Below are 16,986 nucleotides of genomic sequence, written 5' to 3'. Positions count from 1 at the left end.
AGCATTGTGGCAACGGCACATTTCCCTGATCGCCAGTATGTAGGCCGTAGCGAGCCAAAGCGAGTTACGGCAATTCGCGCACCGCCGTAACTCGCTATGGCTCGCTACGGCCTACTTTCGAGACGCAAGGCGTTTGGGAAAGCGAGTTGCGCTAACCTAAATCACCACAAACTCAACCACGGCTGGTTTGAAGACTGAACTTTGACGCTGCACGGACGAATCGATGCTTAGTACGGCGTGATCAATAAGTGACGAGCTTTGAAGTAGCGAAAGTCGCAGAGACTTTTGATTTCCCGCACGGCCGAATCTCTCTGTGAGATTCGCTATCTGAATTGTTGTTCACGCGGTCCCTAGCGAAACAGCCATCGGTAGTCGAGGCGTTCGTCCAGGCCGTATTGCTCGAGAATGTAATCCTGCTCGGCTTTGTTCTCGTAAGCGGGCACGCCGAACCGGATTCGGTCATCGGTTTGTGCAACTTTGTCGCCGGGACGATAGAAGTTCAGTTGTAGAACTTTTCTGCGGTACGGTGCATCCATGCCTTCGCCATCTTGTTCAAACGCATTCGTTAGACCACTGACCTCGACCGAAAGAAAGTCGATGTCTGGGTCAACGTCTTCCCATGTCGCGACTCCCCAAATTCCACCAGCGGCAGCGTCACCGGAATACGGGACTTTGACGCGAGTGATCTCAACTGAATTGTAAAGCGGCGCGGTGATTTGTTCGCGTACTTTGATTTTGTCCGCAGCACTTGGCAGAACTCGGTCAACGTAGGCAGTCCCCGTGCTTTGATTTCGAAGCACCAACATCGGAAAGAACCGACGGTTGTTGTAGTGAACTTCTTCGACACGTTTGTAAATCGGCACGCCGGCGATTATGTCGGCCGAAGGTCGCAAGTCGCCGCCGCGGTAGCGAACTCGGTAAACCATGTACCAAATCAACTTGCGTTGCATTCGTCCGTCGGCACGTGGCACATCAATGTAAACATGACGAAGCGGCTTGAACGCAAATTCGAATGCGTAAATCTCACGCCGCAAAATCACTTGCTTGGCCATCTCGACCAACGTTCGCGAACGCGGATCAAAGTGCGGCGATCCATCGGGATGAGTTTCACCACCGAATTGAATCTCGGGGTGTGCGTCCAAAAGCGACTGCAAGGTCTGAGGCCCCGCAAAGGTTTCCTCAGGTTCCGGCGCAGGCGGGATCACTTGCATGACGCCCGGTGCAAAACGAGTTTCCTCAGAGGTCGAAGGATCCTTCTTTGCTTCTGACTTTGCTGCGCCGAGACCGAGCGGAGCCTGCGCCGTCGCGGTCACCGACATGCACACCAAAGCTGCCGTCAACATCAGGCCGGATATTGGCCCAGACGTGACAATGGTTGCCAAGCTGGGTTGAATCGATGGTCGAGGTCGCGAGAACATGAATAGCTTTCGGCGTGAAAATGTCGTAAATGGGCAGGAAATGGTTATTTCAGATCACTTGCCGATTGTACTTCGGTTTTCTTGGCACGTTTAGAGATTGCGTCGGCGATCCGGGTAGAAGCCGGGGTGTTTTCAGCCGATTGGGCCATTTCCGCATCGGTTTGCTGGCTGCCATCCTTCACGGATTCGGATTTGCGGCCCGTCAGTCGCAAGGAACTGGCTAATTGTAGGTCCGAACCGGCGAAAGCGTCTACGTTGTCCGCTTCCAGAGTAAAGGTCGCCTGCATCCGGCGGCCCGAATCGTCTGAAAAGTGCATCAGCACCCACTGAATCGGCACGCCCTGGACCGAACCGGCTGCCGTCACACGTAGGACGCGGAGCCCGAGCGGCGAAACCCGTTCGTCGGAATCAATCAAATCAGTCAACTGATTGCCGAGGGTTTGCTTGACGTCCTGAGTAAACGCCTCCAGGGTCCATTGCTTGCCAGGTGCCAGCGAAGGCAGACTGCGGAAATCGCACTGCGCGACGCTTCGATCGTGACGAACCATCCGCATCATCGCGGCACCAGGAACGTCCGACATCATCCGCCAATCGCGGTTCATCAAAGTATCGAACCCGATTCGATCACTGTGCAAATCCACGTACAAACGATCCGCAGGAATGGGCCCGGTGACGTCCACCGATGGCAATTTCTTTTCCAAGCCGATGGGCGATGCCATCGGTTTGCGTAGCATTTTGATCGTGGCGGCGACATCAAAACCAGGCTTGGCGATTCCGATGTCTCGCGTTTCGTGAACTGCCATCGCAAGCCACGTGCAAACACCGATCCGTCGATCAAAAGTCAATTTGCCAACCGTACGAATGATCGTGGGAACACCATCGACTGATCCGTCTGCGTTTCCGCGAAATTGGATTTTGGCTTCGTCGCGGGTAATCGACACCACTTCGGCCTCGATTTCCGATGCGTCGACGGACGTCATGTTGAAAGCCGACGCAAGCGATTCAGGCGTGGGACGATACTTGGTCCCCTGTGACACTTCGCCAGTCGGTAGCAAGTGATCGACACCAATGCTGGACACCGGCAAATGCAGCAGATCCAGTTCGTCTCGACTGAAATAATCTTCGTTAGCGTATAGCACTTCTGGCAAGGTTTCGCGGCGCACCGTGGTTGTCTTCACCAAATCACGTAGCTCGCGGGTTTGCTTTAGCTTGCTTACATTCAAATCGGCCGATGCTTCGTGGTAGTAGCGTTCGGCGAAGGTGACCGGGTCGCTGATCGCCGAATCGGATACCGACCGTTTTCGGTTTTCTGGACGACGATAACGTTCTTCGTAATCGAACTTAGCCTTGCTGCTGATCGGCAGCTTGGACGCGGACTTGCGAGACACCAACGGATTGGCGGCCAGGTCCACGTTGCCCTCGACATCCAGGTCAATTCGAACGCGAAACAAATCTGTTTCCGCGTTTGGAATCAAACGCACACCGTTTGTGGGACGAGCCGCGTCGGCAACACCGGTCGTGGCGTCGCTGAGCAATAGTCCACCCAGCATCGCGGTGGCGGACGCCGCCATCAAAAACCGACGCCGATCGGTTGACTTGGGCAGGCTAAGTCGTGAATCGTTCAAGGAGGATTTTCGAGAAAACATCGGTCGTCCGAGTCGAGAAAATGAATGGTGGGAATCCGTGACGGTGATTCCCATTGCAGGCATCAGGTGTAGTCATCGTCTAGAAAGGGTCCTGTGGTTTAGAACGTGTTGGAAAAATATGAGGCGCATCTGGCCCATTGCGGAACTGTACCGAAGCAACTTCCCGATTTCCCAACCCGTTCCCAACCCAAACGCGTAAGCGAGAGATCTCTCTTGGCTGGGAAATCCCTCGCTTACCCGTTCGGGTGGTGATTGGGTGAAATTCAATCTGAGAAAGTAATTTGGGGACAATTCCTGAGCCCCAGATGGCAGGAAAGCACGTCTATCGCTGCAATCGCGATCGCAATCTGAGACGTCATAACCTTCAAAGGCATGAAAGTTTTACAAAGGGCCAGCGGGGGGGCGTGGGAACCGGTGGATCGCTTGGAATTGTTTTTCGGTCTGAATTGGTCGCGAATCACTGTGTTTGCGGAGATCTGCTGGCACCTTGGCCTCGAAAAATTTGGTTTTGGCCCGGGATTTCCTAGTCACTTAGCTGGTCAGTTGGTCAAATCGGATTCGCGTCCAACTTTCGGGGGTTTACCCGCCAATGCCGACGTGTTCGGATTCAGTGGTCGTGGCAGCCTAAAATGAATGTTTCACGCGAACTTTGAGTAAAATCAATCTGTCAAACAAGAAGTACTCGCGTCGAATTGACGCGTAGCGCAAAATTGAGTCAGCGGCAAGGAGTCGCTAACACTTTGACCAAACGTGTCACCACCGTACACGATGTTTGAAGTGTCCCAACGAAGCCGATCACGGATGGGTCGGCACCCGGGAAATAACCGAGACGAGTTGTCGTGCGATCCGCCGGGGTCGCAGGGACTATTTGAACGACAGCCGCCTCAGCACAGGGAGAAATGGTCGATGCACGAAGAATATCGAAATAGCCACCTCAAGGAATTACGAGATCAATTGGCACGCTTTGCCCCCAAGGCAAAGAAGGTCGAACAGATTGCTCTCACAGAGAAACTCTACGCAGAGATCGACGCCGATCGGTCCTACTCGCTCGAATATCTTTGTTTCCGCATCACCAATTATCGCAACGAAAAATCGGTGCGCCAGAACTTGGCTGGCGTCGATGTGCTGCATGACCTTCGATTGCTGATCGACGACCTGTCTGACTCGGCTGATATTTCTGTCGATGAAGTTGGCGAACCCGTTCACACGGTCGAGGAACTCAGCCGGATGTTCCGCGTTTCCACCAAAACAATCTCTCGCTGGCGAACGGCTGGCTTGTTGAGTCGTCGGTTGATGTTTGGCGGACGCAAACGAGTTGGGTTCTTGCACAGCAGCGTCGAACGTTTTGCAGCAAACAACCAAGACAAAATTCGACGTGGCGAACGGTTCAGCCAGTTGTCCGAAGAAGAAAAGGGCGAGATGATTGAACGGGCTCGGCAAATGGTCGAAGCCGGTGCAACCTTTGCCGATGTGACGCGGCAGTTGTCGGCTCAAATGGGCCGCAGTCCCGAAACAGTCCGCTACACGCTGAAGAACTTTGACGCCGACCACCGCGCCGTTGCGATCTTCCCAAGTCATCGCGATGTGTTGACCGAAGAAGACAAGCGTTCAATCTTTAAGCTGCACACGCATGGCGCGACCGTGACAACCCTTGGCAAGCGGTTCAATCGAACACGCACCAGCATCAATCGAATTTTGCTAGACATGCGGATCGAGCAGGTGATGGAATTGCCGTTGGATCACATCTATAACGATGACTTCAACTTGTCGGCATCTGACGCTGCTGCCCGCGAATCTGAATTCCTTGGGCCGGTTCCCGAGCCAGCCGTTGCTGCACGAAAGATCCGAGTTCCATCGGATTTGCCAAGCTATTTGGCCGCCCTTTACGATGTGCCGCTTTTGACACGCGAACAGGAATATCATCTGTTCCGCAAAATGAACTACTTGAAGCACAAAGCCAGCGTCCTGCGTCAGCACTTGTTGCGTCCGAGTGCCAACAAGTCGCTTTTGATGAGCGAGATCAATGACCTGTACGAGCAGGCAGTGTTGGTGAAGAACAAGATCGTGCAAAGCAATTTACGACTGGTGGTTTCGATTGCGAAACGTCACGTTGCCAGCACCGATGATTTTTTCTCGCTGGTCAGCGATGGCAACATGTCATTGATTCGTGCTGCTGAGAAGTTTGATTATTCGCGGGGCAACAAGTTCAGCACTTACGCTTCCTGGGCGATCATGAAAAACTTCGCCCGATCGATTCCAACGGAATTCAAGCATCGCGATCGGTTCCGCACCACGACCGAAGAGCTGTTTGTATCTAAGCAAGACGAGCGTTTGGATCCCTACACCGAAGAAACGGTTCAGAAAACTCGTCAGCGCGAGCTGTCAAAAATCTTGGGGCGACTGGACGAACGCGAGCAGAAGATCATCACCGCTCGGTTTGGTCTCGGCCGCGACAAGGAACCTCTGACGCTAAAAGAAGTTGGTGCAGAATTGGGTGTGACCAAGGAACGTATTCGCCAACTGGAAGCACGGGCTCTGTCCAAACTTCGCGAAGCCGCCGACGAAGCAAAGATCGACGTCGAGCTTGGTGCGTAAGGTCGCATGCCGTGCTGTGAGTGGTGAGAGGACGTCCGCTTAGAGACGGTTCAAAACCGTAGCTGATCCCGCCAGGCTTCAGTCCACGATCGGATCAAGCTCGACTGAACCCTGGCGGGATCAGCCACGGGCAGGTCGCCGGCAACCTCCGAGATCGCGGCAAAGACATTCAAGGGGCGACATGATCCGGGTGCTCACGCACCCGGCAAAGTGCTGTCACCGCTACGCGGCTAGATTGCCTGCTTCGCGTAGATATCGAAGCCGGACGTTCGCTCACACCTCCGAGCCTCACTGCTACGACTACTTCTCGTGTTGCTCTTTCTCTTTCGCGAATGAGTAAACTCGAAACGGTCGTTGATCGTCGATATCGTTGGAAACACTTAGCTTGCCAGTTGAATCAAAGAGCAACATCTGGCCGGGCGACGTGAGCTCCTCGGACATTTCAAGCGACACTCCGCCATCAATGTCGACGACCGAGATGGAAGACTTGACTTCGTAATCCGTGACTTTTTTGATCATGTTGGTGATCGGGTCAATGACTTCGGCTACCTCGGCGGTTTTGCTTAGCACGCCGCCCTCTTTGATTTCGTCGATCATCACTGGGACACGTACGCCTAGATTGAAATCGAACTTCGACAGCAGAACCTTCGCTGATGCTGTCTCGCGTGCGACCGGAACCGAGCGGTCACCGAGCGTATAGGACCGAACCGAGCCTCTTGTCACCGAACCGGCGAAGGCATCGTAGGTCGTTGGCAGCGAATCGGGCAACGTAGGTTCGCTCCACTCGCTCCACAGGCGGAAGTTCCGCTTGCCTGATTCTTTCGCCTCTGAAACTTTCGCCATCACACGCTGGGCAACATCAGGCGACAACTTGCTGGTAGTTGGCTGTGCTTGGGCCAGCGCCGGGAAGTTGGGATCGATCACCGCGTAGCGAAGGCGATACGAGTATTTGCGTCCTGGCTTTGCTTTGGATGGATAGAGGCCAAAGTCGTAGAACCGGATCAGTTTGTGGTCGACCGGATCAATTTCGACTTGTCCTCGGCTAAACATCCCCATGCCGCCACCGCTGTACATGTCGTCATATCCCATGTCCATATCCATGTCGTCATACCCCATGCCGCCACCGCCGCCTCGCATGCCACCGCCGGCCCCGGGACCGGCGAGTTCACTTTCGTCGTTCTGGAAATCGAGGTTTTCCAAATTGATCTCGCCACTGCGGTCGTTCTTTTCATCCTCAATCAATCGTCGTTCTTCCAACTCTCGCTTGGACAGCATCGGAATGCGTGGGTGCAGCGCAAAGTGGCTGTAATCGTCTAGCAGGACAGGTGGAATCCAAGTCGTGATGTTTTCGTCACGGTAATCCTCGGGAACAATCTCGGGTGCAAAGCCTTGCCATACGGTGTCAGCAATTTTGGTGTAAAGCGATCGGTCATAGACTTTCGTCCAGTCTTCTTCGTTCAACTGCTGGACTGATTTATCGGTCACATCAGCACGCTGGACTTCGAAGTCGTAGTACAGCGGAGTATCGCGAGTTGGGTCATATCCGCTTGCATCTTTGAGCGCAAGCTCGTACGCCTCGTAGATTTCCCGGTGCGGCAATAACGCAGTTCCGGCAATGAACCAACCGATTTTTGGTTGTGGGAAATTGTTTCTGTTCGTCGTCCCGCCTGTCGAAGTTGGAGTGTAGCCAAGGCTTTGCGAAGCATCGAATCGGCGGTTGGAAATTGGTTTCAGGTCTTCGTCGTCCCCGCGTCGAGCGCCCCGCCGGCCGCCGCCCATCATGCCCATCATTCCGTCGTCCATCATCATGTCATCCGTTTCGTCCATTCCCCGTCTTCCTCGGCGACCACGGGTTCTGGGACGTTTCTTTTCTTCCACTTCAAGATCATCCGCACCGTCGAGCTGGGCCAACGGGTATCCGTCAACCTCGCGGGCACCGTTGGCGGCGATCGCACAGACGACGCCCATGGTTCGTAAATCGATGGGTGGCAAAAGAAGCGGATCTTGTCGGCGAATCACCGAATCGCCAGTCGTTTCACCTACCCAAATTTTTGACAGCTTATAAGTCGTTGGATCGACCGGTTTGTAGAGCTGTTTTGTGCGGGCCACGATGCTGTCAGCCGACGTCTCCTTTCGCTCGGGAATGATCTGTTCGGTATGGTCGTCGTCGATCCCAAGCTTGACCGTGTTGGCTTCCTGCGTCAGTTGCTCAGGTGTTTTCTCGTTGGTGAAATCCGGTAGCTGAGCTCCCCGATAAACAAGGAATCCTGAAAGAGCAACGATCCCAGCGAGCACAACTTTCTCGAAGTGTGCCAGGGAGAACGATTTGATTTTGTCCATGTCCATGATTCGCTGTCCTAACGTGGGAACTGAAATTGACGAGGATCGTGAAGTGTAAAAACGATAGGTTGAAAAAAGAGCGGTTATTTATAGTCGCCTTTCGCTCCGCGAAAGTGTGATTTGACGCACTTTCGCAGAGCGAAAGGCGACACATCTCTTCAGCTCGATCCTAACCTGTCGGTGTCAGGTTCGATGGTGGCAGTGATGTTACCGGGGCTGCTGGCGCGGGTGCTTCTGTTGGCACACTCGCTGGGTCCGCGGGAACCTCTGCAGGTTGCCCACCTGGTGCCGGTGGCGTTGCAGGCACAGTCGCAGGATCCGGTGTCGGCAGAACCGCATCGTCGCCGCCGGCGGCCGGCGGATCAACGGCCGGTGCAGCGGGCTGGACTGGTTCCTTGACTTCGCCACTGAGATCTTGAACCGCCTGTTCGACCGTTTCTTCGTTGATTTGTTCGATTGCTAACTTGTCCAGGTCGGGTGGATTGTAGATGTAAATCAGACCGTAAATCTCCACTTGCATGTCCAATGGGAATTCATCAATAGGTTGATCATTTCCCGTCATTCCGCGTCCCATCGATGATCCGCCCATTCCCATGCCCATACCCATTCCATCTTCCATTTCCAAGTCGTCCATCCCCATGTCCATCCCCATTCCACCACCACCACCACCACCGGATGACGCAGTCGAGACTTTGCCCTTTGGCATGATTCTGGTTTGACGAACTTTGACCATCAGCTTGGCACTGCCACAGGCGGCAAGCAATTCGGGGATCGCCCGCTGGTTCATTTTAAGAGACATCATCACTGGCAGACGTTTCGCGATCGCCAAGGCAACGTTTTGAGGCTTGATGTCTTTCAACGCTGATCTCAAATCGACGGCCGCGATCTTCTCTAGCGATTCGGACACGTAACGGAACTCGGCCGGATCGGGTGACTCGTCTTCCTCGCCCATCCCCATCCCCATTCCAAAATCATCCATGCCCATGTCGTCCATCCCCATATCGCTCATCCCCATCCCCATTCCCATTCCGGTGGATACTCGGCTGCTGCCCGGAGCGGAGATTTGGCCGGCACCGAAAACGACGGAGCTGCCAATCTTGATTCCATTGATTTCGTGAATTTTTGCTTGATAGGGTTGCTTGGCCGGCCCATTGACCTTGCCGATGATTTCCAGCAACTGTCGCAGCACCCACAGATTTTCCTGCGAGTAATAAATTTCCAGCGTGTTCGGCAAACCGGCTTGCCGCCAGGGAAAAAGATCCGTCAAAAGATTGGCTTGGCTCTGCTGAGTCCAAACGACCAACGGTCCTTGCCGAAGCCCAAGGATCGCTTCCTCGCGAAGGTTCGGATCGATGTTGCGACGCGCAACGCCCATTCCCCCGCCCATCATTCCGGCGTTGTTGCTGCTGGTGTCAAAGTTGGCCGTCCATTCGGCTCCTGCAATCTCGGCCAAGTCCGGCAGTTCATTCTTGATGTGCTTGGCATAGGTGCTGCGCATCGAAGTGGTCAAAGAATCTGCTTCGGGCGTCGGATATTCGACGTAGTACTCGATCGGAATTTTGTTGCGATACTGGTCAACAAACTTCTTCGTCAGAACGTCTTCAGGCCAAACCAAAATTTCGCTTTGACGCTCAAATAGTGTTTCCCAAGACTCCAACACTTGGTTCTGACGATCTTCGATTAACTTCTGCATCTCGGCATGCGATTGAGCATTGGGATGCATCGACAATTCACTTTGAATCTGAGACACCGTGCTGATCGATGCCTTGATCGATGAAGTTTGCTTTTCAGCTTCGGTTGCCAACGTCGATGTTGACAAATACCAAAACACAAGCGAAAGCAAAAACACCGTACCGCAGCCGATCCAAAAACCGTATTTAACGGCAACGGCAAAGTACTCCTTTAACTGATCCATTTCGTGTCCTACCGGCTTGAGGCTGCTGAGTGTTTTTGAGCTGAGTAAATATGATGTGCGATGGTGTCGTCTTTAAAAGTTGACATCGGCTGGGTCGGCAAGCGGATCTGCATCGCCCGCCAACGCCGCTTCTTCTTCCGCTTTGATTCTTGCTTCTTCACGAGCTTTCAGACGCTCGCTGAGTGTGTTTTCTTTCCAGACAAACTGATAGATGAATTCATGCTTGCGAACGATCAGCGTTGGCAGGTCCACCAGGTTGCCGTCCGCGTCTCGTAATTCATCTCGCCGAGTGGTCGCGGTGTCGGTTCGGTTTTCGATCGCCGCTTGGTAGGCATCCTCATCGAAATCGGGATTAGCGATCTCGACTTCCCTAGGACGTTCATCGTTAAGCAGGAATGGGTAATCGATCCCCATTTCTTGCATTGTAAATTCATCGTAAATCGGATTCCCGTTGTCGTCGCTGCCGATGGGCAACTTGACTTTGCTGTTTCGGAAAGCAGTGGTCATAATCCGCCGAACATGGTCACTGCCCTCGAATCCAATGCGATCGATTTCGTTGTGATAGTGGTAACAGGACAATTGGATGACCCAGCCAGGGCCTTCGGGTCCGCCCGCCGGCGCATCGATGCTGGAAGTACTGCTGCCGTACATGTCATCCATTCCAGTAGACATCGACGAGGCTCCCATCGAGCTTTCCTCCGCAGCCGCCAACATTGCCTCCTCTTCTTCAGGCCGCAATTTTTCGCCCGTCAGTTCCACCCAGTTACGAAGCTCTTCGCGATATCGAGTCGCCAATAACGGTGTTGACCACCAAGTCGCCAAGTCTTCAAAGAACTTGGTTTCAATCTCGGTGACGTGAATGTCTTTGCGGTCAACGTAAGGCAGTTCCTTGGGGCTTAGCACCTTGCCATCGGGAAAGTCTGGGCGTGGAACCACGTCATTGATGACGCGAATCACCTCCAACCATTTCAAACGGCTTTCCGCGTTACCTGAAACCTCTGTTCCCATCTCGTTCAAATAGGTCAGTTGAGCTTCCAGGTCACCGTCAGTTTGCTTTTGCTCGTTGGAGTAAGTGCTGGTGCTTGTGACGGCCGCCTTGGCCCCGCCCCAAAGATCTTCGTGAGTCGTCGCCCAACTCTTTTGCGTCAAGCCGTAGTGAATCGTCATGCCGGCCAACAATGCCGCCAGCGCCGCCAACGTCCAAGGCTTTTTGGCTCGGACCATTCGCTGAGTCAGGATTTCCTGCGGTACCAACGACGCATGAATCTGAGAAACGCCCAACCCTTGCAAACAAAGTCCGTAACAAACCGCAAACGTGGTTGCGTTGTCGCGGAAGGTTGGGATCGCGTGAACGTCTTCGCCACCCAGGCGATTAAAACGATCGATCACCGAAACTTCAAAACCAAGGTTCTTGCCAAGGTAAGCTGCAAGGCCTGGCATCTTGACCGTGTTACCGGTGATCACCAGCTCTTCGATCTCGGCCTTCTTGTCGATGCTGCGGAAGAAACCAATCGACCGTTGAACTTCGGTGACCAAGTCATTGAAAACCGGTCGCATCGTTTGGAAGACCAGCTTTGGATCAACCGCTTCGCGTGCATTGCGTTTGAGATGTTCGGCTTTGGCAAACGTCAGCTTTAGGTCTTTGGTCAATTGACGAGTAAAGTGGTTACCGCCGATCGGCATACTCCGCTGCCAGATTCTGAACCCATTGGTGACAATCAAATCGCTGCTGTCAGTTCCGATCGATAACAGAACCGTTGATGGCGGCGGATTGTCAGCATCGAAGATGTCGTTTTCGACTCGCTCGTTCATGCGGTCGTAGGTCAGCATGTTGAACAAAGCGATGGGAGCGAGTTGCACTTCATCGACTTCGATTTTTAATTCATCAAACGGAGCCAATTGGCGATACGCCATTTCGCGTTTCATCGCGAACAGGCCGACTTCGCTTTCCAGTGCGTATCCTTCTTCGACCATGCTGCCGGGCATGATTTGAAAATCCCAAACCACGTCGGCTAGATCGAAAGGAATTTGCTGACGAGCCTCGTAGCGAACGATGTCGCTGATTTTTTTGACTTCGACCGGTGGTGGTTTAAAGAACTTTGCCAAACCACTTTGACCGGGCACGCTGATGCATACCTTTTCATTGATCGCATCATTGCGTTGCAATAATTGGGCGAGCGCCTCGTTGATCAATTCATCCGCATCAGCTTCGGGCTGGCTGAGGATCTTGGGATACTCGATGTAATCAAATGCGTCCGCGACGACCTCGCCACCGACCAAGGAACAACGCAATGCCTTGATCGCGGTTTGCCCAATTTCGATACCCCAGACGCCAGCGCTACTTCTTGCCATGTTTGATTCAGTTCTTTGATGGTTTGGTCGGGAATGTCGTTGCTGATTTGTCCGCCGGCGATTCAAGTGAACGCCACAGACTTTTTGACCGTTTTCCACCCCAGTTTACAGGGAACAGGACGGCACCGAACCCGTTAATTGACGATAGCGGACAAATCACAGCCCGCCCGTTCACGTTGTAGGGTTGTTACAACCAAAGCCACCGGCCCATTGGTTTGGCTAACACCCAGAGATAAGGTAATCAATAAAAGAGAGATAAGGCGGCGAAGTTGGCCAGACTCGCACCATTTAGTTTATTCCGTTCAGCACTCCGGCGTCAAATTTCACGACCTATGCCCAACCCGAACTCTTGCAACGTCGAGTGCAGCGTCTTGATTCCGGCTCGAACGCTGGAAGATTTTCCGACCGATCTTGACGATTGTGACGCCCGCAGCACCCTGGCCGCCTGGACCGTGCTTTGGCATCCCCAACTACTCGCAGCCACCGAGCAAATCCCGGCTTGGCACCGGGCCGATTCGCCGCCGGAACCGGAAACGAGCCCAAAAAGTGAAGCGGCTGGTACTGAAGCGACTGGTATTGAAGCGACAGCCGGTCTGTTCAGTGGCTATTTGTTCACGTGTCCCGCGCCGTCGATCGAGCAATTACCCGACAATTACGCTCTGCGGGCAAAATCAGCCGGCGCAGTTTGGGTTAGCGGCCCCGATCGCAAAACGATGCTGGACGAATTGATTCAAGCTGGACTGATTCAAGCTGACCTGCCGCCGCAAACCGCTGGCGAACGGACCATCAGCACAGAAGATTTCTTCGCCGCCGGGTTCGCTGCCTTGCAGATTCAAATCATGACTCGCCGGCTTCGCTACACCAGCAACCTGGATCAAATCCACCTGCAAACCAGAATCGTCGATGCCGCCCAAGCATTCTTGGCTAGCCGTACTTCCGATGCAATCGAGGCCCTGCACGACGTCTTTGATTGCCTGGCCGAGGAACGCGATCACTATTTCACCTCCGATCCTCACCTGATCGATCTCGTCCTGGTTGCCCCATCTACGCTCAACCAAGCGATCACCGACCCGATCATTCAACATGCCGCCAACAACAATGCATCGACGGAGGACGAGGGTGTTTTGAAGACGCCCGTCAATGTCCTGATCGATGAGGAATCAATCGATGATTTGGCCCAGCGAAATGATTTGCCGAGTCAGACTTTTCGGCAACAGCTTTGCGAGAACCAGATCGGGTGGGCGGCTGGTGGGCCAAGCAGCCGCACCCAATTCGACTTGATGGACTACACGGCCGCTGCCCGGGCAATCACTGGCGCTCACCAAAAAGCGGCTGCTTGCATCGGAGCACCGCCGCTGGTTTACGGTCGGCTCAGCGGTGACACACCTTCGGACCTGATCTCGGCAATCGCCAGCCAAGGCTACGCGGGCGTGATTCCACTGAACTTTGCAGCCGGAAGCGGACACGGATCCGAAGCCAAAGTTGTTTTGCCGGTTGGCGTGGGCGAAGGAACCGGTGGCGAAATTGAAGCTCTGACCGCGAAACCAATCGATGCATCGAGCGACGCAGAATTTCTGTCGATCGGTGCAAAGCTGGGCGAGTCGATCGACAGTGGTGAGATCGCGACCGGCTTGCTGGTCCATTGGCCGGGCCAAGGATGCGACAGTTACCATGACCTACGCCGCTTGGCGTCATGGAGTCTTTCACTAGGACGATTCTGGCAAATCGGCGACTACTTCACCAAAGGGGAACGCCCCTATCACCAGGGCAACCTGCCCGCGATCTCGTCGAATCCACCGTCAAACCTGGACGAGCTGTTCGGCAGCGAAACAAAAAATCAGATTGCCGATGCAGCCAATCAGTTCTTGAAGTCTTCGGCCGAGCGACAGGATCGATTGATGGCTGGGATCGGTGACTTTTTGACTTCTGGTCAGGCCAGCGAGAACTCGCTTGTTGAGCAACCCGATCGAATCGCGAAAACGATTGGGATGACGTCGGATCCAGACGGGGATTCCAAACTGGTCGTCAATGCAAATTCAATTCCATTGCGAGTCACGACCGAAATCCGCAATCCACCCGCAGCGATGCCGCATGTCTATTCCAGCGATCAAGACCGTGACCAATACGTCGCTACCGTGGACGTCCCGGCAATGGGCTATTCAATCGTTCGCCCTGCATCGGCCGTCGATCGATCGGGTGCAGCCGGTTCTAAATCGTCCGGGATCACAGGCTGGATTCGCAATCGGTTCTTGGGCCGCAGTAATTCGATCGCCAAGGAATTTCGATTGCAAAATGAATTCATGGAAGTCGAAATCAGCAAGACATCCGGTGGCGTAGCAGGCGTTTACAGCGGAGGCCAACGTGGCAATCGCTTTTCGATGCGGTTGGTCGCGGAAGGCTTCAGTGCAACTGAATCCGATTCCGAATCACCGCCCGAATCATTGATGCGCTGCGATGACATTCTGGTCACCAAAAGCACCGCATCCGAAGGACGGATCGAGGCGAAGGGCAAACTGCTGGTCGGCGGTGTCGTTGTTGCCAGTTTTGTGAACCGCTATTCACTGGTCAGCGGCAGCCGCGTGCTAAGCGTGCGAACGCAACTGAATCGGTCGTCGGAATTCGGCGACAATGAATGGAATCAGAGTAGCCAGTGGAAACAATACATCGCCGCTCGTGTGGCGGTGCAGGACGAGTCCGCGGTTTGCCGTCCGCTCGTGCGAGACAAGGTCCACCTAAGTCGCGGCCGACGAATCGTCGCGCCGCTTGGCTTGGTGATTGACGAGGCCCAACGGCAAACTCTGATCACCAGCGACGGCTATCCGCTTCATCGAGTGGCGGGCAAACGGTTCTACGACACGATTCTGATGATCCGCGGTCAGGGCGATGACCAGTTTAATTTGCGATATGGATTCGATGTTTCGCAACCTGTCGCCGAAGCGTGGTCCGGGCTGACGCCGGCAAAACAATTTTCTGGCAGCGTTAAACCCGATGTTGCTGCCACCAGTTGGTTCGTCGGCGTGGGGCCAAAGGAAGTCTTGATCAGTGACATGACGGTACATCAACTCGCTGACAAAACCATCGGCGTCGAATTTGAATTGATCGCAACACGCGGGAAATCCTGCACCGCCAAATTGAAGTTCTATCGTGATCCAAGTTCGGCTTTTCGGCTGACGGGAAGCAAGGCCAACGACAATGAAGGCCTTAAAGTTACAAACGATGCGGTTCAGATTCCTATGCACGGGCATGATGCCTGCCGAGTCATGGTCGTCTTCGGTGCCCCCATTTCAAACGACGATTCAACATCAAAGGAATCGCCATGACTCGCAATCCTCGACTATCGTTCGCCGAAGCGGCAATTCGCAGTGGCTTGATTTCCGAAAAGAAGTACGCTCGTGCGGTGGAGTTGGCCAAGACGAACGATCAGGATGAAGTTTCAGACGCCCAGATTTCGGAAGCACTGATCAAGAGCGGGCTGATCACCAGCTATCAAGCTCAGCAGCTTCGCGATGGACGCACCAAGTTGTCGCTTGGGCCGTACCTGATCACCGACTTTATCGGGCAAGGCGGGATGGGACGCGTGTTCAAAGCAGTCCACCGCGTGATGGGACGCGAGTGTGCGGTGAAGGTGTTGCCGCTGGAAAAATCGACTCGTGAATCTCGCGACAGTTTTATGCGTGAAATTCGTTTGCAGGCCGGGCTGGATAATCCCTATGTCGTCCGCGCGTTCGATGCCGGAGTCGATGGGAATGTCCATTATCTGGTCACCGAATACGTGCCGGGAACCGATCTGCGGAAGATGATTAGGTCTCGGATGCAAAGCGATGGTACGGCGCTGACGATGTCCGAAGCAGCACTGGTGATCTCGCAAGCGGCGACCGGATTGCAGTACGCCCATGACCTAGGTCTGATTCATCGCGACATCAAACCTGGCAACATTTTGGTGACGCCTGATGGGCACGCGAAACTGTCCGACATCGGTTTGGCGGCCTGGAGCATGGGGCTGCAGGATGACCCGCGAGCTGGCAAGATCGTTGGCACCGCCGACTACCTTTCGCCTGAACAGATTCGCGACCCGATGTCGGTGGGACCGCTAAGCGATCTGTATTCGCTTGGTTGCACGTTGTACTACACCGTCACTGGCAAGGTGCCGTTTCCCGGCGGCGATTCCAAGGCCAAATGCCGTCGGCACTGCGAAGAAACGCCCTGGCACCCACGTAACTTGGCACCCGACTTGGCCGAAGATTTTGTCGACACCATCGCTGACATGATGGAGAAAGATCCGGCAAGACGAATTCAATCGGCCGCAGAAGTCGCCGAGCGGTTGGAGCCTTGGATCACTTCGGGCTTAAGTGTCGCGCCAAGTTCAGTCGCGGCTAGCGAAACTCGCCAAGCCTGGACGCCGCCCCCACCACCGCACGAACCCGCACAGCTTCGCGAATCGTTACGCAGTGCCCAAGACGAATCCGGCAGCGGTGCCATCAGCCGCAGCGGTAGTCGCAACGGCGAGAATTCGGCATCGCTGCCGGTATCCGCCGACTGGGAAACCACGCCTTCGCTAAGGCCTCGCCCGTCGCATGCCAAAGCAATCTCAATTGCACTTGCCATCGCAATCCCCATCAGTTTGGCAATCGGTTTTGTGATCGGGTACGCAATCCACGGCAAGGTTTGAGTGTTGGGTAAAATTTAGGCTTCTTACAGATTCCAGAGGATGTAGGCCGGA

Annotated in this window: 8 protein-coding genes; 3 read left to right on the top strand and 5 right to left on the bottom strand. The window is 54.3% G+C overall.

Annotated elements, in window-relative coordinates:
• Positions 1-350 precede the first annotated feature (350 nt).
• Both RC85_RS10850 and RC85_RS10845 read right to left on the bottom strand, forming a co-directional pair.
• Positions 351-1,418, bottom strand: a complete 1,068-nt coding sequence (locus RC85_RS10850; RefSeq protein ID WP_200836794.1) for a hypothetical protein — start codon at positions 1,416-1,418, stop codon at positions 351-353.
• A 44-nt stretch (positions 1,419-1,462) separates the two neighbouring features.
• Complete coding sequence (locus RC85_RS10845; RefSeq protein ID WP_149752948.1) at positions 1,463-3,043, bottom strand: hypothetical protein; 1,581 nt, start codon at positions 3,041-3,043, stop codon at positions 1,463-1,465.
• 927 nt (positions 3,044-3,970) lie between these two features.
• Here RC85_RS10845 and RC85_RS10835 point away from each other — a divergent pair.
• Complete coding sequence (locus RC85_RS10835; RefSeq protein WP_068262344.1) at positions 3,971-5,659, top strand: sigma-70 family RNA polymerase sigma factor; 1,689 nt, start codon at positions 3,971-3,973, stop codon at positions 5,657-5,659.
• Between the two features lie 300 nt (positions 5,660-5,959).
• Here the strand turns inward: RC85_RS10835 and RC85_RS10830 are convergent, their stop codons facing one another.
• The 3 genes from RC85_RS10830 to pilM form a co-directional block, all read right to left on the bottom strand.
• The gene (locus RC85_RS10830) at positions 5,960-7,999 is read right to left on the bottom strand and encodes a hypothetical protein (RefSeq protein WP_149752949.1); all 2,040 of its coding nucleotides are present in this window, start codon (positions 7,997-7,999) and stop codon (positions 5,960-5,962) included.
• Positions 8,000-8,168: 169 nt separating this feature from the next.
• Positions 8,169-9,914: a hypothetical protein gene (locus RC85_RS10825; RefSeq protein ID WP_068262320.1), complete on the bottom strand. Its 1,746-nt coding sequence runs from the start codon at positions 9,912-9,914 to the stop codon at positions 8,169-8,171.
• A gap of 72 nt (positions 9,915-9,986) precedes the next feature.
• A complete protein-coding gene (pilM, locus tag RC85_RS10820; protein WP_068262318.1) occupies positions 9,987-12,266 on the bottom strand; it encodes a type IV pilus assembly protein PilM in 2,280 nt (759 codons plus the stop codon).
• Between the two features lie 332 nt (positions 12,267-12,598).
• Here pilM and RC85_RS10810 point away from each other — a divergent pair, with 332 nt between their 5' ends.
• Complete coding sequence (locus tag RC85_RS10810; protein WP_068262315.1) at positions 12,599-15,586, top strand: hypothetical protein; 2,988 nt, start codon at positions 12,599-12,601, stop codon at positions 15,584-15,586.
• The gene (locus tag RC85_RS10805; RefSeq protein WP_068262313.1) at positions 15,583-16,935 is read left to right on the top strand and encodes a serine/threonine protein kinase; all 1,353 of its coding nucleotides are present in this window, start codon (positions 15,583-15,585) and stop codon (positions 16,933-16,935) included. The genes RC85_RS10810 and RC85_RS10805 overlap by 4 nt, the downstream gene beginning before the upstream one ends.
• Positions 16,936-16,986: the final 51 nt, after the last annotated feature.

This window comes from Rubripirellula obstinata, from assembly GCF_001642955.1.
Classification (GTDB): domain Bacteria; phylum Planctomycetota; class Planctomycetia; order Pirellulales; family Pirellulaceae; genus Rubripirellula; species Rubripirellula obstinata.
Note: the sequence above shows the minus strand (reverse complement) of the source record. Positions and strands in the feature narration are given on the sequence as shown.

Excerpts from the sequence above, each read along its gene's own strand:
- RC85_RS10850 (WP_200836794.1), bottom strand. The coding sequence starts at position 1,418 with ATGTTCTCGCGACCTCGACCATCGATTCAACCCAGCTTGGCAACCATT.
- RC85_RS10835 (WP_068262344.1), top strand. The coding sequence starts at position 3,971 with ATGCACGAAGAATATCGAAATAGCCACCTCAAGGAATTACGAGATCAA.
- RC85_RS10830 (WP_149752949.1), bottom strand. The coding sequence starts at position 7,999 with ATGGACAAAATCAAATCGTTCTCCCTGGCACACTTCGAGAAAGTTGTG.
- RC85_RS10825 (WP_068262320.1), bottom strand. The coding sequence starts at position 9,914 with ATGGATCAGTTAAAGGAGTACTTTGCCGTTGCCGTTAAATACGGTTTT.
- pilM (WP_068262318.1), bottom strand. The coding sequence starts at position 12,266 with ATGGCAAGAAGTAGCGCTGGCGTCTGGGGTATCGAAATTGGGCAAACC.
- RC85_RS10810 (WP_068262315.1), top strand. The coding sequence starts at position 12,599 with ATGCCCAACCCGAACTCTTGCAACGTCGAGTGCAGCGTCTTGATTCCG.
- RC85_RS10805 (WP_068262313.1), top strand. The coding sequence starts at position 15,583 with ATGACTCGCAATCCTCGACTATCGTTCGCCGAAGCGGCAATTCGCAGT.